General features: G+C 66.3%; 19 protein-coding genes and 1 pseudogene. 9 read left to right on the plus strand and 11 right to left on the minus strand.

The window, feature by feature from the left end; genetic code table 11:
- The 4 genes and pseudogenes from ASG86_RS20475 to ASG86_RS06185 form a co-directional block, all read left to right on the plus strand.
- Nucleotides 1-140: pseudogene (locus ASG86_RS20475) on the plus strand (lipoyl synthase); the annotation flags it as partial.
- An 88-nt stretch (nt 141-228) separates the two neighbouring features.
- On the plus strand, nt 229-981 hold the full coding sequence (locus tag ASG86_RS06175) for a DUF4191 domain-containing protein (RefSeq protein WP_056331638.1): 753 nt from the start codon (nt 229-231) through the stop codon (nt 979-981).
- A 128-nt stretch (nt 982-1109) separates the two neighbouring features.
- Nucleotides 1110-1463 (plus strand): DUF3817 domain-containing protein, encoded by a 354-nt coding sequence (locus ASG86_RS06180; RefSeq protein WP_056331640.1) that lies wholly within the window; start codon nt 1110-1112, stop codon nt 1461-1463.
- A gap of 17 nt (nt 1464-1480) precedes the next feature.
- Complete coding sequence (locus ASG86_RS06185) at nt 1481-2458, plus strand: DMT family transporter (RefSeq protein WP_327019817.1); 978 nt, start codon at nt 1481-1483, stop codon at nt 2456-2458.
- 34 nt (nt 2459-2492) lie between these two features.
- Here the strand turns inward: ASG86_RS06185 and ASG86_RS06190 are convergent, their stop codons facing one another.
- Complete coding sequence (locus ASG86_RS06190) at nt 2493-2930, minus strand: RDD family protein (protein ID WP_056331644.1); 438 nt, start codon at nt 2928-2930, stop codon at nt 2493-2495.
- Nucleotides 2931-3213: 283 nt separating this feature from the next.
- On the opposite strand from ASG86_RS06190, the gene glnA (ASG86_RS06195) reads away from it, so the two are divergent.
- The gene (glnA, locus tag ASG86_RS06195; protein ID WP_056331646.1) at nt 3214-4638 is read left to right on the plus strand and encodes a type I glutamate--ammonia ligase; all 1425 of its coding nucleotides are present in this window, start codon (nt 3214-3216) and stop codon (nt 4636-4638) included.
- 275 nt (nt 4639-4913) lie between these two features.
- On the opposite strand, the gene ASG86_RS06200 is transcribed toward glnA (ASG86_RS06195), so the two are convergent.
- The 3 genes from ASG86_RS06200 to glnA (ASG86_RS06210) are packed head-to-tail and all read right to left on the minus strand — an operon-like array spanning nt 4914 to nt 9810.
- Complete coding sequence (locus ASG86_RS06200; protein ID WP_056331649.1) at nt 4914-5459, minus strand: GNAT family N-acetyltransferase; 546 nt, start codon at nt 5457-5459, stop codon at nt 4914-4916.
- Complete coding sequence (locus tag ASG86_RS06205; protein ID WP_056331787.1) at nt 5449-8460, minus strand: bifunctional [glutamine synthetase] adenylyltransferase/[glutamine synthetase]-adenylyl-L-tyrosine phosphorylase; 3012 nt, start codon at nt 8458-8460, stop codon at nt 5449-5451. The genes ASG86_RS06200 and ASG86_RS06205 overlap by 11 nt, the downstream gene beginning before the upstream one ends.
- 9 nt (nt 8461-8469) lie before the next feature.
- Nucleotides 8470-9810, minus strand: a complete 1341-nt coding sequence (glnA, locus tag ASG86_RS06210) for a type I glutamate--ammonia ligase (protein ID WP_056331789.1) — start codon at nt 9808-9810, stop codon at nt 8470-8472.
- A 277-nt stretch (nt 9811-10087) separates the two neighbouring features.
- On the opposite strand from glnA (ASG86_RS06210), the gene panB reads away from it, so the two are divergent.
- On the plus strand, nt 10088-10996 hold the full coding sequence (panB, locus tag ASG86_RS06215) for a 3-methyl-2-oxobutanoate hydroxymethyltransferase (RefSeq protein WP_056331651.1): 909 nt from the start codon (nt 10088-10090) through the stop codon (nt 10994-10996).
- A 151-nt stretch (nt 10997-11147) separates the two neighbouring features.
- Here the strand turns inward: panB and ASG86_RS20480 are convergent, their stop codons facing one another.
- A complete protein-coding gene (locus ASG86_RS20480; protein WP_156386138.1) occupies nt 11148-11315 on the minus strand; it encodes an SPOR domain-containing protein in 168 nt (55 codons plus the stop codon).
- 121 nt (nt 11316-11436) lie between these two features.
- On the opposite strand from ASG86_RS20480, the gene map reads away from it, so the two are divergent.
- Nucleotides 11437-12315 (plus strand): type I methionyl aminopeptidase, encoded by an 879-nt coding sequence (gene map, locus ASG86_RS06220; RefSeq protein ID WP_056331652.1) that lies wholly within the window; start codon nt 11437-11439, stop codon nt 12313-12315.
- Between the two features lie 109 nt (nt 12316-12424).
- The gene (ppgK, locus tag ASG86_RS06225) at nt 12425-13228 is read left to right on the plus strand and encodes a polyphosphate--glucose phosphotransferase (protein WP_056331654.1); all 804 of its coding nucleotides are present in this window, start codon (nt 12425-12427) and stop codon (nt 13226-13228) included.
- Between the two features lie 52 nt (nt 13229-13280).
- Here the strand turns inward: ppgK and nrdR are convergent, their stop codons facing one another.
- The 3 genes from nrdR to ASG86_RS06240 form a co-directional block, all read right to left on the minus strand.
- Nucleotides 13281-13784 carry a transcriptional regulator NrdR gene (gene nrdR, locus ASG86_RS06230; protein ID WP_056331656.1) on the minus strand — a complete coding sequence of 168 codons (504 nt, stop codon included), beginning with the start codon at nt 13782-13784 and terminating at the stop codon, nt 13281-13283.
- Nucleotides 13785-13927: 143 nt separating this feature from the next.
- Nucleotides 13928-15295, minus strand: coding sequence for a histidinol dehydrogenase (hisD, locus tag ASG86_RS06235; protein WP_056331658.1), 1368 nt, complete (start codon nt 15293-15295; stop codon nt 13928-13930).
- 4 nt (nt 15296-15299) lie between these two features.
- On the minus strand, nt 15300-15830 hold the full coding sequence (locus ASG86_RS06240; protein ID WP_056331659.1) for a hypothetical protein: 531 nt from the start codon (nt 15828-15830) through the stop codon (nt 15300-15302).
- 128 nt (nt 15831-15958) lie between these two features.
- Here ASG86_RS06240 and ASG86_RS06245 point away from each other — a divergent pair, with 128 nt between their 5' ends.
- Nucleotides 15959-16459 carry a flavin reductase family protein gene (locus ASG86_RS06245; RefSeq protein WP_056331660.1) on the plus strand — a complete coding sequence of 167 codons (501 nt, stop codon included), beginning with the start codon at nt 15959-15961 and terminating at the stop codon, nt 16457-16459.
- Between the two features lie 91 nt (nt 16460-16550).
- Here ASG86_RS06245 and dnaE read toward each other — a convergent pair whose 3' ends face one another.
- The 3 genes from dnaE to lspA are packed head-to-tail and all read right to left on the minus strand — an operon-like array spanning nt 16551 to nt 21652.
- Nucleotides 16551-20111, minus strand: a complete 3561-nt coding sequence (gene dnaE, locus ASG86_RS06250; RefSeq protein WP_056331662.1) for a DNA polymerase III subunit alpha — start codon at nt 20109-20111, stop codon at nt 16551-16553.
- A 49-nt stretch (nt 20112-20160) separates the two neighbouring features.
- The gene (locus ASG86_RS06255) at nt 20161-21087 is read right to left on the minus strand and encodes an RluA family pseudouridine synthase (protein WP_056331664.1); all 927 of its coding nucleotides are present in this window, start codon (nt 21085-21087) and stop codon (nt 20161-20163) included.
- Nucleotides 21080-21652 carry a signal peptidase II gene (lspA, locus tag ASG86_RS06260; protein WP_056331666.1) on the minus strand — a complete coding sequence of 191 codons (573 nt, stop codon included), beginning with the start codon at nt 21650-21652 and terminating at the stop codon, nt 21080-21082. Before lspA ends, ASG86_RS06255 begins: the two co-directional genes overlap by 8 nt.
- Between the last annotated feature and the right edge of the window lie 61 nt (nt 21653-21713).

Genomic DNA, 21713 nt, shown 5'->3' on the forward strand with positions numbered 1-21713 from the left:
GCGCCGGCCGCCTCTGGGCCACCGCCATGCGCAAAAAAGGCCGCGACATCCCCGCCGAACTCGCCCACATCGCCGACGGCATCCAGGACTCCGGCACCACCCGCCAGGAAGCCGCCACCCTCCTGGCAGCACGTTCCTGACCTCCCTGCAGTGACGTGGCAAGGGGCCGGACGCCGGATCATTCCAGCGTCCGGCTCTTTGGTTTAAGTCACGTAGAATTGAGGCACTATGGCGAAATCCCCTGACTCCAGCAACTCCACCCCGGCGGGCTCAAGCGCGGTGAAGCGCGGCCTGTTCACGCGCAAGCCGAAGGAAGCAAAGGCCAAAAAGCCCAGCAGGCTCAAGCAGATTGGCGAGGTCTTCACCATGACCCGCCGCCACGACCCCATGGTTCCGTGGCTCATGCTGCTGGCGTTCCTGGGCGTTGTGGCGGTCAGCTTCCTGGTGGGTTTCTGGCTGGACAACTGGATTACCGGCCTCATCATCGGCATTCCGCTGGGCCTGCTGGCGGCAACGTTTATTTTGTCCCGCCGCGCCGAACGTGCCGCCTTCGCGCAGATTGAAAACCAGCCCGGTGCCTCTGGTGCCGCCCTGGGCACGCTCCGCCGTGGCTGGATCACAGAGGAGCAGCCTGTGGCTGTCAACCCGCGCACCCAGGATGCCGTGTTCCGCGCCGTTGGCCGCCCCGGCGTCGTCCTTGTCAGCGAAGGCCCCGGCCACCGCGTGAAGCCGCTGCTCGATGCCGAGCGCAAGCGCCTGGCGCGCATCCTGCCGAATGTTCCCGTGCACACCATCCAGACCGGGCACGGCGAGGGCCAGGTGCCCCTGAGCCAGGTAGCCAAGAAGATGGGCAAGATGAAGAACGAACTGACCAAGCTGGAGGTCAGCACGGTATCCAAGCGCATTGCCTCGATGGGCACCCGGATGCCCATCCCCAAGGGCATCGATCCCTACAAGGCCCGTCCCAACCGCGGACGCTAGCCGACGGAACGCCCCGGTACCGGCACTGCCGGGCCGGGGCGTTTTTTCGTACGCGCCAATTATCTGTGCCGAACGGCAGCCTTTGCCCAACTGACTGGCCCGGCCATCAACCTAGACAGGACGTGACCATGAACCCCAGGACAGCCGTGATCCGCGCCTTCCATATCCTCGCCGTGGCCGAGGCCTGCAGTTGGGCAGCGCTCCTTGCCGGGATGTATGTCAAGTGGATAGCGGGCACCAGTGAGCTTGGCGTCCAGCTGGCTGGACCCATCCACGGTGCGCTGTTCATCGGGTACGGGGTTGCCGCGTTGATGCTGTGGCGGGTGCAGCGCTGGCCCTTCATGGTGGCGGTGCTGGCGGGGTTCTCCGCCGTCTTCCCCTTTGCCACCCTCCTGTTCGAGCGATGGGCCGGGCGGCGCGGTTACCTCGGTGCCGCAGGGGCAGAAGTGCCCGCCGGTGAGCCTGAGTCCAGCCGGGTGTAGGCGAACGCTCATCAACCGTGGACTCCATTGATTCAAAACTGAAGCCAGAGCCGTCCTCCAAGCCAGGGCCGCCGTCGGGGCGCGCGCAGGGCCGCAGGCGCATGGTCGCGCTCCTCTCCCTCCTTGGGGCAACGCTGTTCTGGGCCGGCAACTACGTCGTGGGCGCGGGTGCGGTCCAAAGCATTGAGCCGCTGAGCCTGGTCTTCCTGCGCTGGGCCATCGCGCTGGTGCCGCTGCTGGTCATAGCCCAGCTGGTGGAGCGGCCAAACTGGCGCTCGGTCCTGACCGCGTGGCCGTGGCTGGTCGCCCTTAGCATCTGCGGGCTGCTCGGCTATAACCTCCTGCTGTATGTCGCCCTGGAGCACACCGATGCGTTCAATGCATCGTTGATCAACGCCTTCAATCCGGCACTCATCACGCTTGCCGCCGCCGTCTTCCTGCAGGAACGGCTGACGCGGTTGTCAGTTGCCGGCGTCCTTCTGGCCCTGGCCGGCGTCCTGATCGTGATCAGCGGCGGGGATGCCGGCAGGCTGCTCACCGCCGGCTTCGGTACGGGCGAGGTGCTGATGGTCGGCGCCGTGGTTGTCTGGACCGCGTACACGGTGATCGGCCGCCGGGCCCCGAAGATTCCTCCGATTACGGCCACGGCAGTCCAGGCAGCAGTGGCGGTGGCCCTGCTGGCCCCGGTCCGGTTGGCGACAGGCGGCCTGGCCCTGCCTTCGACCGCAAACTCCTGGGCGTCGCTGTTGTTTATCGCCGTTTTCCCGTCGGTGCTGTCTTACCTGCTGTGGAACCGTGCACTGACGATCCTGCCCGCAAGCGGTGCCGGGGTGTTCCTCAACCTCATTACGGTGTTCACCGCCATCCTCACTATCCTCGCCGGACACGTCCACACCACCGCGCAACTGGTGGGGGGCGCCATCGTGATCGGCGGCGTGGTCATTGCCAATGCCCCGAACTTCCGCCGGCAGAAAGCCCGGGAAGCGCAAGGCTGAGGATCGTGTGGATGCCCGGCAGGGGCATCCGTGCCTAGCGGCGGATGAGGAGCGTGTTCATCGCCTTGTCGTGAAGGCCGCGCTGGTCCGGGTCGAAGATCACGGCGGGGATGACCAGGCAGAGCAGCACGGCCCTGACCAGGGCCGCGAGTGGTCCGGGCGCGCCGCCTCCCGGCTTCACCACGGCGATGCCCATCATGCGGTGGCCGATGCTGTAGCCGAGCGTTCCCACCAGGAGGATCTGCTCAATGGCGAAGACCGCAAGGGTAGCCCAGGAGTCGCCGCCGAAAGCGAAGTTGCTGATGAGCAGCGCGATGCCCCAGTCGATGCAGATGGCTGCGATCCTGCGCCCCGCCCGTGCCATGGAACCCGGCCCGGACTCGGGCAGGCCCAGGCGCTCCCCCGGATACTTGGAGATGCCGGAGGTGTCCGGTCCGCTGAGCCAGGACCCAATGTCTTTGCGATCTACCACCGTCCAAGTTTACCGAGCCACGCCGGTGCCGGGTGCGCCCACAGTGTGGATGGGACTCGACCGCCATGTGGACGGAGGATAGCGTGGTCATAGCAGGGCATTCTGTAACCTGCCCGAAACAATGCGGACACGGACGGGAAATGCCGCATCCATAGTCTGTTAGCAGTTTCAAGTAATCCCCGGCAGGTACCCCGCAGGGAAACCACGCGTTCTCCCTGCTTTTGGATTGCGCTGGATCAGATGGCTTCCATGCCAGATATTTACATATGCGTTAGGAGCATAGATGTTCAAGACTGCGGACGAAGTCCTCAAGTTCATCAAGGACGAAGATGTAAAGTTCGTCGATATCCGCTTCACCGATCTTCCGGGCGTCCAGCAGCACTTCAACGTCCCCGCCAAGAGTGTTGACGCTGATTTCTTCGTCAACGGCCAGCTCTTCGACGGTTCCTCCATCCGCGGCTTCCAGGGCATCGCCGAATCCGACATGCAGCTGATCCCGGACGTCACCACCGCGTTCCTGGACACCTTCCGCATGGAGAAGACCCTCGCGCTGAACTTCTCGATCGTGAACCCCCGCACGGGTGACCCCTACCACCGCGACCCCCGCGGCGTAGCGGAAAAGGCTGAAGCCTACCTGGCTTCCACCGGCATCGCCGACACCGCGTTCTTCGCTCCCGAAGCCGAGTTCTTCGTGTTCGACAACGTCCAGTACCAGTCCTCCCCGCAGGGCAGCTTCTACAAGATCGACTCCGAGGAAGCCCACTGGAACACCGGCCGTGAGGAAGAGGGCGGCAACCTGGGCTACAAGACCCCCGTCAAGGGCGGTTACTTCCCGGTCTCCCCCACCGACAAGCAGGCTGACCTGCGCGACGCCATGTGTGTTGCCCTGGACGAAGCCGGCCTCGAGGTCGAGCGCAGCCACCACGAAGTTGGATCCGCCGGCCAGGCCGAGATCAACTACAAGTTCACCACCCTGACCCACGCTGCCGATGACCTGCAGAAGTTCAAGTACGTCATCAAGAACACCGCTGACGCCTGGGGCAAGTCTGTTACCTTCATGCCGAAGCCTGTCTTCGGCGACAACGGCTCGGGCATGCACTGCCACCAGTCGCTGTGGAACGGTGGCGAGCCGCTGTTCTACGACGAAAAGGGCTACGCCGGCCTGTCCGACACTGCCCGCTGGTACATCGGCGGCCTGCTCCAGCACTCCTCCGCCGTCCTGGCCTTCACTAACCCCACGGTGAACTCCTACCGCCGCCTGGTCAAGGGCTTCGAGGCTCCGGTCAACATGGTGTACTCGCAGGGCAACCGCTCCGCCGGTATCCGCATTCCGATCACCGGTTCCAACCCGAAGGCCAAGCGCATCGAATTCCGCGCTCCGGACCCCTCCTCCAACCCGTACCTGGCATTCGCTGCCCAGCTGATGGCCGGCATCGACGGCATCCGCAACCGCATCGAGCCGCCGGCTCCGATCGACAAGGACCTCTACGAGCTCCCGGCCGAGGAAGCCAAGGATATCCCCAAGGCTCCGGGCACCCTGGAAGAAGCACTGGAGGCCCTGCGCGAGGACAACGAGTTCCTGCAGGCCGGCGGCGTCTTCACCCAGGACCTGATCGACACCTGGATCGAGTACAAGTACGAAAACGAGATCCGCCCGCTGTCCCTGCGCCCGAACCCCTACGAGTTCGAGCTCTACTACGGCGTCTAGTCCCAGCCCTGCCCTGCAGGACAGCTGAACAGCAGAAGGCGGCCACCGGTGATGAACCGGTGGCCGCCTTCTGCGTTTGTCCGGGCCTTAAAGCCGCGGACGGAGACCATAAGGTGGGGGTCCGCCTCCAGACGTGCTGAGACCGGGAACCGGACCCCCTGACGAATGCCCCCCGAGACGAAGACTGTCCAGCCTTCCCCCCAACAAGGTTGGAGAACACCGCCAATCCACATGATCGGGCAATCGCTTGATAAGCGCAATGCCGGTCCGGCGCGTTACGCAGGCGCCTCCGCGGCGAAACTGCGGAACATGGTCCGTTGCGGCCCGGACGTTCCGCCGAGGTACGGCCCGGAGTCGATGAAGCCGGCGCGGCGGTAGGCGGAGAGGCCCGCAGGGTTTTCCTGGTTGACGGACAGTACGACGCCGGACTCGCCGCTTTGGTGCCGGGCGGTCAGCTTGCGCGCTGCCTCCAGAGCGGCGGCAGCCGCGAGCGTGCCCAGGCCCTTGCCCTGGTGCCGCCGGTCGATGAGGAACCCGCGCAGGAGCCACGCGGAGTGATCGTCAGGCCAGCCGGCGAGTCCCGCGGCACCGGACTGCAGCGTCAACAGGCCAACGGCGCTTCCTTCTGCCTCGATCACGTATGGCCGTCGTGATTCCTCCGCCAGTCCGGTAAGGGCCATCCGCAGCGGGTCGCCCACGAAACGGTCCTGGCCCGGCACCAGCCGCATGTTGGCGATGGCGTCCAGCTGAATGGCCAGGGCGTCGGAGTCCAGGTCCTCCAATTGGATGAGCCAGACCCACGGCTGGGGTTCAATGCCCATAGAAGACGCGCTCGAAGACTGCCCTGGCCCGCCGGCTCACCCTGAGGTAATCCTCCTCCAGCGCGGCGGCGTGTCCGGGCTCGTAGCCGCACCAGCGGGCCACGGCCTCAAGGTCGCGGCGCGAGGACGGCAGGAGGTCGGAGGCCTTGCCATTCCAGATGACGTTGGCGGACCGGATTCGGCTGGCCAGCCGCCAGGCCTCGGCGAGCAGGCCGGCGTCGGAGCTGTCCAGCAGCCCCAGCTCCGCTGCGGCCGCCAGGGCTTCCAGGGTGGACGGGGTCCGGAGCTCCGGATGCTTCCCGGCATGCTGGAGCTGCAGGAGCTGCACCAGCCACTCAACGTCGCTGAGGCCGCCGCGCCCCAGCTTGAGGTGGCGTGCGGGGTCGGCGCCGCGCGGCAGCCGCTCGGATTCCACCCTCGCCTTGATCCGCCTGATTTCGCGGACGTCCTGCTCGGACACGGACTCCGGGTACCGGATGGGATCGATGAGCTTGACGAAGTCAGCGGCCAGGGCGTCGTCGCCGGCCATGGGGCGTGCCCGCAGCAGGGCCTGCGCTTCCCAGATCAGGGACCAGCGGCGGTAGTACTCGGCGAAGGAGTCCAGGGAGCGCACCATGGCCCCGTTCTTGCCCTCGGGCCGGAGGTCCGCGTCCATTTGGAGCACACGCTCAGCCATGATGGCCGGTTTCAGCGGCTGGGTGAGCAGATTTGAAATTTTCGCCACGATGCGCGCGGCCTGTTCCTGCGCCTCCGCCTCGGAGAAGCCTGGAAGTGCACGGTGGACGTACATGACATCGGCGTCGGAGCCGTAACCGATCTCGCGGCCGCCCTGGCGGCCCATGGCCACCACCAGGACGGTGGTCTTGAGTGGCCCGCCGGCGGAGACGATTCCTTCCGCCACCCGCAGGGCACCCAGGACCGCGGCGCGGTCCGTATCGGCCAACGCCGTGCCCACCTGTTCCTGGTCCAGGAGGCCGGCCGAATCGGCGATGGCGATGCGCAGGATTTCGCGGCGCCGGATCAGCCTGATCAGGCGCATGGCGCTCTCCGGGTCCGCGTGCCGGGACATCTTGGCAGTGATTTCCTGCCACTGGGCCTCGAAGCCCACGGGAACCAGGTCCTTGTCCTGTCCCAGCCACGCCACGGACTCCGGCGAGACTTCCAGGAGGTCTGCGATGAGGCGGGAGTTGGACAGCATGTGGCACAGGCGTTCGGCGGCCGCGTTGGAGTCACGGAGCAGTCCCAGGTACCAGTGCGTGGTTCCCAGGGCCTCGCTGACGCGGCGGAAGGCAAGGAGGCCGGCGTCGGGATCCACGCCTTCCGCGAGCCAGTCCAGCAGGATGGGCAGGAGCTGGCGCTGCAGCGCTGCGCGGCGGCTGACCCCGCCCGTCAGCGCCTCAATATGGCGCATTGCCCCTTGGGGGTCCCTGTATCCGAGGGCCGCCAGCCGCCCCTGCGCCGCCTCGGGCGTCAGTTTGGCGTCCTCGCTGCTGAGCTTTGCCGCGGTGTTCAGCAGCGGGCGGTAGAAGATGCGCTCGTGCAGTTCGCGGACGGAGCGCTTGGTGCGCTGCCATGCTGACAGCAGGGAGTCCGGGCTGGGGCGCTCGTTGGAGAAGGGTCCCAGCACGGCTTTGGCCAGTGAGCGCAGCGCCGGCTCCGCCACCGGCATCAGGTGGGTGCGGCGCAGCTGGAACAGCTGGATCCGGTGTTCCAGCAGCCGGAGGTAGCGGTAGGCGTTGTCGAAGGCGGCGGCGTCGGAACGGCCAATGTACCCTCCGGCCGACAGCGCGGCGATCGCGGAGGTGGTGTCCCGCCGTCGTAATGACTCGTCCGCCTTGCCATGCACCAGCTGGAGCAACTGGACGGTGAACTCGACGTCGCGCAGCCCCCCGCGCCCCAGCTTGATCTGGCGCTGCTCCTCGGCGGCCGGGATGTGCTCCGTTACCCGGCGGCGCATGGCCTGGACGGACTCAACAAAGCCCTCGCGCCCGGCCGAGCTCCAGATCAATGGCGCCACGGCTTCCTCGTAGGCGCGGCCCAGTGCGGCGTCACCCGCAATGCAGCGGGCCTTGAGGAGGGCCTGGAATTCCCAGCTTTCCGCCCACCTGGCGTAGTACGTCTCGTGGGAGGCGAGCGTGCGGACCAGTGGTCCCGATTTGCCCTCGGGCCGAAGATTCGCGTCCACCTCCCAGAGCCCCGGTTCCCTGGCAACCGATGAAATGGCCCGCGAGATGCCGCTCGCCAGGGCCGTGCCGATGGTGTTGGCGTGGGCGTCCTCCAGGCTGCCCGGGTCCACCACGTAGATGACGTCGACGTCGGAGATGTAGTTCAGCTCCCGGGCTCCGCACTTGCCCATGCCGATCACGGCAAGGCCGACGTCGGCGACGTCGGCAGCGCTGTGCTGCTCCGCGGCCTCGGCCCTGGAAACGGCGAGGGCGGCCTCGATGGCCGCGGCGGCCAGGTCCGCCAGTTCGCCGCCAACGGACGGCAGGAAGTCCAGCGGATCCGCGGCGCACAGGTCCTTGACGGCGAGATCAACCAGTCCGCGCCTGTAGGCGGTGCGCAGGGCTGCGTACGCGTCCACACCTGTCACGGCGGCAACGGGACGGGCGGCGCGGGGATCGGCGCCCACGGACTGCAGGAGCGCGGCGCGCAACCGGCCCGGGTCGGCGGGAAGCGGCTCCGGACTAGCCCGGACCTCGAAGGCCTCCAGGTGCTCGGGGTGCCGGATCAGGAACTCCCCCAGAGCCTCTGAGGCGCCCAGGACGCGGTACATCGGTTCGCTGGCCTCAGGCTCGGCCGCCGCCAGATCCCGCAGTTGCGGGTGCTTTTCGATCAGCCGGACCAGGGACTGCAGTGCGGTGTCCGGGCTGGCCGCAAGATGCAGCCCGGCAAAGAGCCTGTCCTGGTCCAGTCCCTCGAGTTCGCGCGCGGCAAGGAACCGTTCGCCCTTTTCCAGGTCGCTGAATCCGGCCGCGATCAGGCGGCGTGCCAGGCTCACGCCGGGCACCTAGAGGATGCCGAGGTTGCGCTGCAGCTCGTAGGGCGTCACCTGCAGCCGGTAGTCCTGCCATTCAGCGCGCTTGTTGCGCAGGAAGTGCTCGTAGACCTGTTCGCCCAGGATCTGCGGCATGAGCTCCGAGTCCTCCATGGAGCGGATGGCATCATGCAGGCTGGCCGGCAGGGGGTCGTGGCCCATGGCGCGGCGCTCGGCCGAGCTCAGCGACCAAACGTCGTCCTCGGCGGCTGCCGGCAGCTCGTAGCCTTCCTCGATGCCCTTCAGCCCGGCACCGAGCAGGACGGCATAGGCCAGGTAGGGGTTGGCAGCGGAGTCGATGCCGCGGTACTCGATGCGCGCGGACTGGCCCTTGCCCGGCTTGTACAGGGGCACGCGGACCAGGGCCGAGCGGTTGTTGTGGCCCCAGCTCAGGTAACTGGGGGCCTCGCCGCCGCCCCACAGGCGCTTGTAGGAGTTGACGAACTGGTTGGTCACAGCCGTGAACTCGGGGGCGTGCTTGAGGATGCCGGCAATGAACTGCCGGGCCGTCGTGGACAGCTGGAACTCCGCACCTGCCTCGAAGAAGGCGTTGCTGTCGCCCTCGAACAGGGAGAAGTGCGTGTGCATGCCGGATCCGGGGTGGTCGGTGAACGGCTTGGGCATGAACGTGGCATAGGTGCCCTGCTGCAGCGCCACCTCCTTGATGACGGTGCGGAACGTCATGATGTTGTCGGCCGTCTGCAGCGCGTCCGCGTAGCGGAGGTCGATCTCGTTCTGGCCGGGCCCTGCCTCGTGGTGGCTGAACTCCACGGAAATGCCCACGGATTCCAGCATGGTGACGGCCGTGCGGCGGAAGTCCTGCGCCACGCCGCCCGGAACATGATCGAAGTAGCCGCCCTCATCAACCGGCACCGGTGCGCCGTCCGGACCGGGCTCGTGCGACTTGAGGAGGTAGAACTCGATCTCCGGGTGGGTGTAGCAGGTGAAGCCCATGTCCGCGGCCTTGGCGAGGGTCCGCTTCAGCACATTGCGCGGATCGGCCGCGGAAGGCTCGCCATCAGGGGTGAGGATGTCGCAGAACATCCGCGAGGTCTGTTCGGTCTCACCGCGCCACGGCAGGATCTGGAAGGTGGCAGGATCGGGCTGGGCCAGCATGTCCGATTCAAAGACGCGGGCCAGTCCTTCGATGGAGGAACCGTCGAAGCCAAGGCCTTCCTCGAATGCTCCCTCGACCTCCGCCGGCGCCAGGGCCACGGACTTCAGCGAACCCACGACGTCGGTGAACCACAGGCGCACGAAACGTACGTCCCGCTCTTCGATTGTGCGCAGGACAAATTCTTGCTGGCGGTCCATGATGGCCTCTTCTCCGGTCAACGTTCATGCTCCGGGGCCCGCGCAAAGGGGAAAGCCGGCAGCAGTTCATCAACACTGTACTAATCATTCGGCGCCGATGCTTGAGCCCGGGCCCTGCGTAACACAGCATTAACCTGGCAGGCACCCCAGGCCGCCCACCTCCGGGGTTCCCAACCCGCGGTGGCACGCGTCCACGCACTTTGCTATGACGCTAATCACCTTTGTCCCGCCTTGCCCGCGGTAGCTAGTACAGCGGATGGCGCACTACGCTCATCCCATGGCCTCCAGCAACAGCTCCGACTCCAGCGCGTCCGCAGAAGTACCCGCCCCGTATGGCAGCGGCCCCGGCACACCGGCTGCGGCACCGGTTCCCGCTCCGGGGGAACGGAAGCCGGCAAAGGTCCGCATCCACCACCTGCAGCAGGCCAAGCGCGATGGGACCAAGTTCGCCATGCTCACTGCATACGAGCAGTACACGGCCGAGATTTTCGACGCGGCCGGCATCGAGGTGCTCCTGGTGGGCGATTCGGCCTCGAACAACGTCTTTGGCAACGAGACCAGCCTGCCGGTGACCGTGGACGAACTGCTCCCCCTGTGCCGGGCCGTCGCCAGGTCCGCCAAGCGTGCCCTGGTGGTGGCGGACCTTCCCTTCGGCAGCTACGAGGTCAGTGCGGAACAGGCCGTGGGCGCCGGCGTCCGCTTCCTGAAGGAAGGACTGGCCCACGCCGTGAAGATCGAGGGCGGGAAGTACTATGCGCCCACGGTCCGGGCCATGGTGCAGGCAGGCATTCCGGTCATGGCGCACATCGGCTTCACCCCCCAGAGCGAACACGCACTGGGCGGGTACCGCGTCCAGGGCCGCGGCGACGACGCCCAGCGGTTGATTGACGACGCCGTTGCGCTGGCCGACGCCGGAGCGTTCTGCGTGCTGATGGAAATGGTGCCTGCGGAGACGGCGGCGGCGGTTGACGCTGCGGTCAGTGTCCCCACGGTGGGCATCGGCGCCGGCAAGGCCACCACCGGACAGGTCCTTGTATGGCAGGACATGGCAGGTTTGCGGGGCGGCCGGATGGCCAAGTTCGTCAAGCAGTACGCGGACCTGCGGAGCACCCTGCTCGACGCCGCCACCGCCTATGGTGAGGACGTCAGGTCCGGCCAGTTCCCCGGCCAGGAACATACCTTCTAAGCCCGCCCCGGCCGTCAGACGAACCAGCGCCAGCCGTCAAGACCGCGGGTGGCGCCTGGCGGCACTCCTCCGCGGACTGCCTCGGCCGCGGGCGGCCTCACCTTGACGTCCGCTTCCGGAGCACCGCAAGGCGCCTTGCCCAACAAAGCCGTCAGTCGTCGTCGTCCTGCTTTTCCCAGGCCTCGTTGCGGGCCTTGACCTTCTCCAGGGCATGTTCGGCTTCTGCCCGGGTCTTGTAGGGCCCGATTAGCTGGCTCCAATCAGACAGCCGGTCCTCTTCGATCTCGTGCGTCCTGACGTTGTACCAGTACTCAGCCATCGTTTGCTCCTCGTCCGGCGGCGGGGAAGCGGCGGCGTGACCCACGTAACGTTGATTCTTACGGAGGCCGTGCGCCGCTTCCGGTTGTTAGGCGTTCTGTGGTGCCTTATATGATCAATCTATGCCTTCCCTTGCCTCGACTGCACCCATCGGCACCCTCACCCCGGGCACCGTGAGTCCGCAGCGTCCCGTCCCGGCGTCCATCCCCCGTCCGGAGTACGTGGGCAAGCCCGCGCCTGCAAAATTCACCGGTTCCGAGGTCAAGTCCGCGGAGACCATCGAGAAGATCCGGATCGCCGGAAAGATCGCGGCACAGGCCATCGTTGAGGTGGGCAAGCACATCCAGCCGGGCGTCACCACCGACGAGCTGGACAGGGTGGGCCACGAGTTCCTGCTGGACCATCACGCCTACCCGTCCACGCTCGGCTACCGCGGATTCCCCAAATCGCTGTGCTCCTCATTGAACGAGGTCATCTGCCATGGCATCCCGGACAGCACCGTGGTCCGGGACGGCGACATCCTGAACATCGACATCACGGCCTTCATCAACGGCGTGCACGGGGACACCAACCACACCTTCCTGGTGGGGGACGTGGACGAGGAATCCCGGTTGCTGGTCGAACGCACCAGGGAATCGCTGAACCGGGCCATCAAGGCGGTGGCGCCGGGACGGGAAATCAACGTCATTGGACGTGCCATCCAGTCGTACGCCAAGCGGTTCGGGTACGGCGTGGTGCGTGACTTCACGGGCCACGGCGTTGGTGAAGCGTTCCATACGGGGCTCATCATTCCGCACTATGATGCCGCTCCTGCCTACAACACGGTCATTGAGGCCGGGATGGTGTTCACCATCGAGCCGATGCTCACCCTCGGCACCGTGGAGTGGGACATGTGGAGCGACGACTGGACGGTTGTCACCCGGGACCACCGCCGCACCGCCCAGTTCGAGCACACCCTGCTGGTCACCGAGACCGGTGCCGAGATCCTCACCCTCCCGTAGCCCGTCCCATGCCTGCACCGGGCATGCTGCCGGTGCAGACCGGACACCTGTTACTGGCCGCCGAAAGCGGCCCCTTTTCCTGCCCACCCCTGTCACGAACGGAATCCCATTGGCCAAGAAGGACGAAAAACCGCACAAGAACGCACCGCTGATCGGCATCGACATCGGTGGTACGGGGATCAAGGGCGGCATTGTCGACCTGAAGAAGGGCAAGCTGCTGGGTGACCGCTTCCGCGTGCCCACCCCCCAGCCTGCCACCCCTGAGGCCGTCGCCGAGGCCGTGGCCCTGGTGGTGGCCGAGCTTTCGGCACGCCCCGAGGCACCGGAAGCCGGCTCCCCCGTGGGCGTGACGTTCCCGGGGATCATCCAGCACGGCGTGGTCCACTCGGCCGCCAACGTGGACAAGACCTGGCTGGACACGGACATCGACGCCCTCCTCACCGCAAAACTGGGCCGCCCCGTGGAGGTCATCAACGACGCCGACGCGGCCGGCCTTGCCGAGGCCCGCTACGGTGCCGGCGCCGGCGTCTCCGGGACCGTCCTGGTCATCACCCTCGGCACTGGCATCGGTTCCGCCTTCATTTTCGACGGCAAGCTGGTTCCCAATGCTGAACTGGGCCACCTGGAGATTGACGGTTTCGATGCCGAATCGAAGGCATCGGCGGTAGCACGGGAGCGGGACGGGCTGTCCTGGGACGAGTACAGCGTGCTGCTGCAGCGCTACTTCTCCCACGTGGAGTTTCTGTTCTCGCCGGAACTGTTCATCGTGGGCGGCGGGATCTCCAAGCGGGCGGACGAGTACCTGCCCAACCTCAAGCTGCGCACCCCGATTGTCCCGGCCGTCCTGCGCAATGAGGCAGGGATTGTGGGCGCCGCGCTGGAAATCGCCCTGAAGCACAAGCTGGCCAAGTAGGCAGTGGTGCCGGTGGCGGCCGCGGCTTCCCCTCCGCTGCCGCCACCGGAGTCTAGAGGGGGCTCTTCTCGGAGCTCTTGGCGCTGGTGGCCGCGCCCTTGGCGTCTTCCTCGGCCTCGTGGCGGAGCAGGGCGATGGCGGTTTCAAAATCCTCAAGGGACTCGAACGCCTGGTACACGCTGGCAAAGCGGAGGTATGCCACCTTGTCGAGTTTCTGAAGCGGTCCGAGGATCACCAGGCCCACCTCGTGGGCATCGATTTCGGCGGCTCCCGAGGCCCGGATCTGTTCTTCAACTTCCTGGGCCAGCATGGCGAGGTCGTCCTCGCTCACCGGCCGGCCCTGGCAGGCCTTGCGCACTCCATTGATGACCTTGCTGCGGCTGAAGGGCTCACCCACGCCGGACCGCTTGATCACGGAGAGGCTGGTGGTTTCCACCGTAGTGAACCGGCGGCCGCATTCAGGGCACTGCCGGCGCCGGCGGATGGCTGAACCGTCATCCGCCATGCGGCTGTCCACCACGCGGGAATCGGGGTTGCGGCAGAACGGGCAGTACATGGCGTTCCCCCTTTTCGCTTGTGGTGTGCAACGTCGTTGGAAGCCAGCAGCACCGCCGGGGGGCAATGCTGTGGCGCTTCCCAGTTTACGGGCACATCTGGGGTAATAACAATCCTGTAATTACTAGATGTAGTGGTACAACCTCAGCCGGGGAAGCGGACCGAGACGGCGTCACCGTGGGCCGGAAGGTCCTCAGCCCGGGACAGGCTCACGATGTGTCCGCTGACCGCTGCGAGGGCGTCACGGCTGTAGTTGACCACCTGGATGGCGCGCAGGAAAGTGGTGACGTTCAGCCCTGACGAAAAAGCAGCAGTGCCGCTGGTGGGCAGCACGTGGTTGGAGCCGGCGCAGTAGTCGCCCAGGCTCACGGGGCTGTAGTCGCCAACGAAGATGGCGCCCGCATTCCGGATCCGCGAAGCCACCGCTGCAGCATCCCGGGTCATGATTTCCAGGTGCTCGGCCGCGTAGGCGTCGCAGGCGGCGATCCCCTGCTCCAGGCTGTCCACCAGCACGACGCCGGACTGCGGGCCGGAGAGCGCCTCCTTTACCCTGGCGGAGTGCTTGGTGGCGGCGGCCTGCAGTTCGAGTTCGGCGCGCACGGCCGCGGCCAGCTCTTCCGAATCCGTGATCAGGACCGAGGCGGCCTTGGGGTCGTGCTCGGCCTGGCTGAGCAGGTCGGCGGCAACCAGTGCCGGCTGCGCGGAGTCATCGGCCAGGATGGCAATCTCCGTGGTGCCCGCCTCGGAGTCGATTCCCACAACGCCCTTGACAAGCCGCTTGGCCGTGGCGACGAAGATGTTCCCGGGCCCGGTCACCACATCCACGGGCTCCAGGGCAGGCCCGGCAGGTGAGGCTTCGACGCCGTAGGCGAAGGCGGCGATGGCCTGGGCGCCGCCGATGGCATAGACCTCGGTGATGCCCAGCAGCGCTGCTGCCGCGAGGATGGTGGGGTGCGGCAGCCCGCCGAACTCCTTCTGCGGCGGCGAGGCCAAGGCTATGGACTCCACGCCTGCCGCCAGCGCGGGCACAACGTTCATGATCACCGATGACGGGTAGACGGCAAGGCCGCCGGGAACATACAGCCCCACGCGGGCCACGGGCACCCAGTTCTGGCTGACCACCGCGCCATCGCCCAGTTCGACGTCCACGTTGCGGGGGCGCTGGGCGTCAGCGAATTTCCGCGCCCTGCTGATGGATTCCTCCAGGGCGGCCCGCACCGCCGGGTCCAACTGGTCCAGCGCTGCGTCGATCGCATCCCCGGGGACCAGCGGGTGGTCCTGCGCTACGCCGTCGAACCGTTCCGCCAGCTCGGCCAGGGCCGCGAAGCCGCGCTGCCGGACGGAGGAGATGATCTCCAGGACCTTTTCCTCCGCATCCGCCACTGTCTGGCCCTGGGCGCGGGGCACGGCGGCGCGCAGGGCGGCAAGCGTCAGGTTGCGGCCACGAAGGTCGACGGTACGGAAATCGACGGCGGCTGCAGCAGGGGCGGGAAACTCCGGGAAAGTGGTCACGGGACTATTTTACTGGGCTGTTCCCGCCTGCCCGTTCCGCCGCCTCCGGCTGCGGCTTCCTGCCCGCCGCTCCCACCAGTTCCAGCACGAAGACCGATACGGCCGTGGCGGCAGGCCACAGCAGCAGCACCGGCCAGGCGCGGAGGGAAAAGGCGATGCCGGGGTTGGCTGAGGCGTCGACAGCAGGACCAAACAGCCGGGCTGCCAGGATCCCTGTCCCCCAGGCCAGGACGCTGCCGGCCAGCGCCCCGGCAAGGCCCGTCAGCACGGCTGCCTGCGGGTCCCGGCGCTTGCCGTCGGCCAGGAACACGGCCAGCAGGCAGCCGGCCAGCACCAGGATCCCGGCGAGGGTGAGGTCCCGCGGCAGCCACACCAGTGGAACAGTGCCTGATGCCAGGGCTGGATCCCGCGTCATCAGGTTCAATCCGCCCGGCGCCAGGAGCCACCAGAGGAGGCCTGCCGGAATCCCCGAAGCCGCGGGGACCAGCAGCAGTGACCAGGGCAGCCGCCGGGCAGGGCGGGCGGAAGTTGTCATGCAACACACCTTAACAAAGGTTCCTGGCAGGGCCTCCGGCCGGGGTGTTGCCGCTGCCTGTTTTCCGGCCGCGACCGCTGGCCAATACGCTTGGAGAAAGAGTTACACCACTTAGTGCAGGAGTTCCGGTGACCGACAACAGCGAGCCGTTCGAGCAGACGTTCAGGGAGATGTTCCGCCGCCACGCCGCGGGCGTGGCCATCATTACCGTGAACTACCAGGACGAGCCCTATGGCTTTACCGCCACCTCGGTGGCGTCGCTGTCCGCCAAGCCGCCCCGGTTCACGTTCAACATGGCACGTAGTTCCAGGTCCTGGCCGGCCGTGGCCAACACCCAGTACCTGGGTGTCCACATGCTGGGGCTGGAGAACCAGGAACTCGCTGCCCGCTTTGCCCGCCCGGGCAACCGCTTCGAAGGCAACCACTGGGAGATCGGGCCACACGGGGTTCCCATCCTGAAGGACGTGGCGGGCTGGCTGATCGGCGAGATCCAGATGCGGCTCTCCTTCGAGAACAACGCGGTGGTGGTGGTCCAGGTGGTGGACGGCCAGGTGGGCGGCGAGGGATCGCCCCTGCTGTACCACGGCGGCGCGTACGGGCAGCCCGTGCCGCTGGACTACGAGATCTAGCCGCGGGTAAACCAGCCCGGCACAAAAGAAGCGGCCGACGGCGGGAACTGCTTCCCGCCGTCGGCCGCTTCTTTGTCAGGCGTCCGGTCTTTCAGGCGTCGAGGCAGGCAGGGCCCAGCAGGACCTTCAGGTCGCCGAACAGCGACGGGCTGGGGTTCACGCGGAGGTGGACCGGCAGGCCCATGATCTCCGTGCGGGTATCGCCCTGCAGGTGCAGCCGCACTTCGGAATTGCCCCGGTGGGTGCGCAGCACGTCGCCCAGCTCAGTGACCACGGCCTCGGTGGCCTTGTGGGTGGGCATGGTGATTACCAGGGGTCCGTTCAACCCTTCGCTGAGGTCCGGGACGGACAGCTCCATGCAGTTCAGGGTGATGGCGCCGTCGTCGCGCTTCTGCAGGCGGCCCTTGACCACCACGATCAGGTCCTCGGCAAGGACCGATGCGATCGGCCCGTAAACCTGCCCGAAGAACATGACCTCGATCGAACCGCCCAGGTCCTCTACCTCCGCCCGGGCATAAGCGTTGCCGCTGGCTTTGGCAATGCGCCGGCTCAGCGACGTGATCATCCCGGCAATGGTGATGATGGCGCCGTCCTGGGGACCGTCCTCGCCCAGGATGGTGGTGATGCTCATCTCGGCATGCTGGGCCAGGAGGCCCTCCAGGCCCTGCAGCGGGTGGTCCGACACGTAGAGGCCCAGCATGTCCCGTTCGAAGGAAAGCTTGTCCTTCTTCTCCCACTCGGGAAGGTCCGGAATCTCGATGCTCAACGAAGAGGACTCCGCACCGGCGTCCTCGAAGCCGGCGAAGAGGTCGAACTGGCCAATGGCCTCGTTGCGTTTGAGGGTGATGACGGAGTCGATGGCCTCTTCATGGATCATTGCCAGGGCGCGGCGGTGGTGGCCCAGCGAGTCGAACGCGCCGGACTTGATGAGGGATTCGATGGTCCGCTTGTTGCAGACCACGGCCGGGACCTTCATCAGGTAGTCCTTGAACGAGGTGAAGGCACCCTCGCTTTCGCGGGCAGCCACCATGGCCTCGACGGCGTTGACGCCCACGTTGCGGATGGCACCCATGCCGAAGCGGATGTCGTTCCCTACCGGGGTGAAGTTCAAGGCGGATTCATTGACGTCCGGCGGAAGCACCGTGATGCCCATGCGGCGGCACTCGTTGAGGTAGATGGCGGACTTGTCCTTGTCATCACCCACTGAGGTCAGCAGCGCCGCCATGTACTCCGGCGCGTAGTGCGCCTTGAGATAGGCGGTCCAGTAGGAGATGACGCCGTACGCGGCCGAGTGGGCCTTGTTGAAGGCGTAGTCGGAGAAGGGCAGCAGGATGTCCCAGAGGGTCTTGACGGCCTCCATTGAGTAGCCGTTGTCCTGCATGCCCTGGGAGAAGCCCGCGAACTGCTTGTCCAGCTCGGACTTCTTCTTCTTGCCCATGGCGCGGCGGAGGATATCTGCCTGGCCCAGCGAGTAGCCGGCCAGCTTCTGCGCCACGGCCATGACCTGCTCCTGGTACACGATCAGGCCATAGGTTCCGCCGAGGATCTCCTTGAGGGGTTCCTCCAGTTCCGGATGGATCGGGATCACTTCCTGGATCCCGTTCTTGCGCAGCGCGTAGTCGGTGTGGGCGTTGGCGCCCATGGGGCCCGGACGGTACAGCGCCAGCACGGCGGAGATGTCTTCGAAGTTGTCAGGCTTCATGAGCTTCAGCAGCGAACGCATGGGTCCGCCGTCGAGCTGGAAGACACCCAGGGTGTCACCGCGGGCCAGGAGTTCGTAGGACGGTGCGTCGTCCAGCTCAAGGTTTTCCAGGTCCAGGTCGATGCCGCGGTTCATCTTGATGTTCTCAAGGGCATCGGAAATGATCGTCAGGTTCCGCAGGCCCAGGAAGTCCATCTTGATCAGGCCAAGGCCCTCGGACGTGGGGTAATCGAACTGGGTGATCACCTGGCCGTCCTGGAACCGGCGCATGATGGGGATGACGTCGATGATGGGGTCCGAGGACATGATCACGCCGGCGGCGTGCACGCCCCACTGGCGCTTCAGGCCTTCGATGCCCAAGGCGGTCTCGAAGACCTTGGCAGCTTCGGGGTCGGTAGCGATCAGCTGCCGGAAGTCCCCTGCCTCGCCGTAGCGCTTGGCTTCCGGGTTCTGGATGTCCGCCAGCGGGATGTCCTTGGCCATCACGGCCGGCGGCAGGGCCTTGGTCAGCTGTTCGCCCATGCTGAAGGGGTAGCCGAGGACGCGGGAAGAATCCTTCAGGGCCTGCTTGGTCTTGATGGTGCCGTACGTGACGATCATGGCCACGCGCTCGTCGCCGTACTTCCGGGTCACATAGTCGATGACTTCGGAACGGCGCCGGTCATCGAAGTCGACGTCGAAGTCGGGCATGGATACGCGGTCCGGGTTGAGGAACCGTTCGAAGATCAGCCCGTGGCGGAGGGGGTCGAGGTCGGTGATGCGCATGGCGTAGGCCACCATGGAGCCTGCACCCGAGCCACGCCCCGGGCCCACGCGGATGCCGTTGTTCTTGGCCCAGTTGATGAAGTCGGCAACCACCAGGAAGTAGCCCGGGAAGCCCATGGAGGTGATGACGCCGAGCTCGTAGTCGGCCTGCTTGCGGACCTCGTCCGGGATGCCGGCCGGGTAACGGTACTTCAGGCCCTTGTCCACTTCCTTGACCAGCCAGGAGGTCTCGTCCTCACCGGGCGGGCAGGGGAACCGCGGCATGTAGTTGGCATCCGTGTTGAAGGACACCTCGCAGCGCTCGGCGATGAGCAGGGTGTTGTCGCACGCCTCCGGGTGGTCGCGGAAGAGTTCACGCATTTCCTGCGGCGATTTGAGGTAGTAGCCGCTGCCGGAGAACGCGAACCGCGATCCGCCGTTGTCGTATGTGGGTTCCAGCAGCGTGGAGCCGGACTGGATGGCCAGCAGGGCCTCATGCGCCTTGGCGTCGTGCTCGTGGGTGTAGTGGAGGTCGTTGGTGGCAACCAGCGGCAGGTTCAGGTCCTTGGCAAGCCGCAGCAGGTCCCCGGTGACCCGCCGCTCAATGTCCAGCCCATGGTCCATCAGTTCGCAGAAGTAGTTTTCCGCGCCGAAGATGTCCCGGAATTCGGCCGCCGCTTCAAGGGCTTCGCGGTACTGGCCCAGCCGCAGCCGGGTCTGGACTTCCCCGGAGGGGCAGCCGGTGGTGGCAATGAGCCCTTCGGAGTAGGTGTTGAGCAGTTCACGGTCCAGCCGGGGCCACTTGCCGAACACCGAATCGAGGGACGCGATGGACGAGGCCCGGAAGAGGTTCCGCATGCCCACGTTGTTGTAGCTCAGGAGCGTCATGTGGGTGTAGGAACCACCGCCGGAGACATCATCCTTGCGCTGGGATTCATCGCCCCAGCGGACGCGTTCCTTGTCCGTGCGTGCGGTGCCGGGAGTTACATATGCCTCGACGCCGATGATCGGCTTGATGCCCTTGTCCGTGGCTTTCCGCCAAAAATCGAAGGCCCCGAACAGGTAGCCGTGGTCCGTCGTGGCGAGGGCAGGCATGCCCAAACGCTCGGTTTCGTCGAACAGCTCCCCCAGGCGGGCCGCCCCATCCAGCATGGAATATTCGGTGTGGGTGTGCAGGTGGACAAACGAATCATTGCTGGAACTCACCGGACCATTCTAAGCTCTGCCGAGTTGCAGCCCCGCCAGGCGGTCCGTGTCAGGCCTGTCCCGATTCCAGTACTTCCAGGGCGTAGGCCAGGTCCTGGGGGTAGTCGCTGGAGACCGTGACACGCTCCCCCGTCACCGGGTGGTCAAAGGCCAGTTCGCGGGCATGCAGCCACTGCCGGGTAAGGCCCAGGGTGGCGGCAAGGCGGGGGTCGGCGCCGTAGGTCAGGTCGCCGGCGCAGGGGTGCCGGAGCGCGGAGAAGTGCACCCGGATCTGGTGGGTGCGTCCGGTCTCCAGGTGGACCTCCACCAGGCTGGCCTTGCCGAAGGCCTCCAGGACTTCGTAATGGGTCACCGAGGGGCGGCCGTCCTCGATGACGGCAAATCGCCAGTCGTGTCCAGGGTGGCGTCCAATAGGGGCATCGATGGTTCCGGTCAGGGGATCGGGAAGGCCCTGCACCACAGCGTGGTAGACCTTGTCCACCGTGCGCTCCTTGAAAGCCCGCTTAAGGGCTGTGTAGGCCGGCTCGGACTTGGCGACGACCATCACGCCGGAAGTGCCGACGTCGAGCCGGTGGACTATGCCTGCCCGCTCCGGGGCACCTGAGGTGGAGATGCGGTAACCAGCGGCGGCCAGGCCGCCCACCACAGTGGGTCCCACCCAGCCGGGCGACGGGTGGGCTGCCACGCCCACAGGTTTGTCGACAACGACGAAATCGTCGTCGTCCAGCAGGATGTTCAAGCCTTCCACAATCTCCTCCACGACTTCCAGCGGGTCCCGCCGTTCCGGGACAGAGACGTCCAGGACGTCCCCGGCCACGAGTTTTGCCGACTTGCCCAATGCTTTGCCCCGGTTCAGCACGTGGCCTTCCGCCAGCAGGGATGCGGCCACGGAGCGGGACACCCCCAGAAGGCCGGCCAGACCGGCGTCCGCCCGCGTCCCGCCGTACTCTTCGGCCACGATAATGCGCTCAGTCATGGGCGGGCTTTTCCTGGGGTGCGTTCCCCAGCCGCGTTCCGTCCAGGGCTATTCCTCGGATGGTCAGGATGCAGATGATGGCGACGGCGGACACGACAGCGGAGTCGGCGATGTTGAAGATGGCGAAATTGGGCAGCTGGATGAAGTCCACCACGTGGCCCATGCCGAAGGACGGCTCACGGAAGAGCCGGTCGGTGAGGTTGCCAAGGGCGCCGCCCAGCAGCAGGCCCAGGGCGAGGGACCACCAGGCCGAACCCAGCCTGCGCACCTGGAAAAGAATTGCGATGGCCACGGCGGCCATGATGATGGAGAACACCCACGTGACGTTCTCACCGATCGAGAACGCAGCACCGGAATTACGGATGAAGTACCAGTGCAGGAGGGGCGGCAGGACGGGGATCCGCTCCCCCTCCACCATGGTGGAAGTGACCCAGAGTTTGGTCAGCTGGTCCAGGACGTAGGCGAACACCGCGAACCCGGCGAACAGGGAGAGCAGCACCGCCCGGCGCGGGCGCGGTGAGGGTGGGACAGGGCGTGCCGCATCCGCAGCAAGTTCGTCAGTCATGGTGCTTTCAATTCGTGGAGCTGGTGTCAATGCCAAAAGCCGGTGGCCGAGGAATCCTCAG

This window comes from Arthrobacter sp. Soil764 (assembly GCF_001428075.1).
Lineage (GTDB): Bacteria > Actinomycetota > Actinomycetes > Actinomycetales > Micrococcaceae > Arthrobacter.

Bases quoted from the DNA above. Each gene is read 5' to 3' on its own strand.
- ASG86_RS06175 (WP_056331638.1), top strand. From the start codon at position 229: ATGGCGAAATCCCCTGACTCCAGCAACTCCACCCCGGCGGGCTCAAGC.
- ASG86_RS06180 (WP_056331640.1), top strand. From the start codon at position 1,110: ATGAACCCCAGGACAGCCGTGATCCGCGCCTTCCATATCCTCGCCGTG.
- glnA (WP_056331646.1), top strand. From the start codon at position 3,214: ATGTTCAAGACTGCGGACGAAGTCCTCAAGTTCATCAAGGACGAAGAT.
- ASG86_RS06200 (WP_056331649.1), bottom strand. From the start codon at position 5,459: ATGGGCATTGAACCCCAGCCGTGGGTCTGGCTCATCCAATTGGAGGAC.
- glnA (WP_056331789.1), bottom strand. From the start codon at position 9,810: ATGGACCGCCAGCAAGAATTTGTCCTGCGCACAATCGAAGAGCGGGAC.
- panB (WP_056331651.1), top strand. From the start codon at position 10,088: ATGGCCTCCAGCAACAGCTCCGACTCCAGCGCGTCCGCAGAAGTACCC.
- ASG86_RS20480 (WP_156386138.1), bottom strand. From the start codon at position 11,315: ATGGCTGAGTACTGGTACAACGTCAGGACGCACGAGATCGAAGAGGAC.
- map (WP_056331652.1), top strand. From the start codon at position 11,437: ATGCCTTCCCTTGCCTCGACTGCACCCATCGGCACCCTCACCCCGGGC.
- nrdR (WP_056331656.1), bottom strand. From the start codon at position 13,784: ATGTACTGCCCGTTCTGCCGCAACCCCGATTCCCGCGTGGTGGACAGC.
- ASG86_RS06240 (WP_056331659.1), bottom strand. From the start codon at position 15,830: ATGACAACTTCCGCCCGCCCTGCCCGGCGGCTGCCCTGGTCACTGCTG.
- ASG86_RS06255 (WP_056331664.1), bottom strand. From the start codon at position 21,087: ATGACTGAGCGCATTATCGTGGCCGAAGAGTACGGCGGGACGCGGGCG.
- lspA (WP_056331666.1), bottom strand. From the start codon at position 21,652: ATGACTGACGAACTTGCTGCGGATGCGGCACGCCCTGTCCCACCCTCA.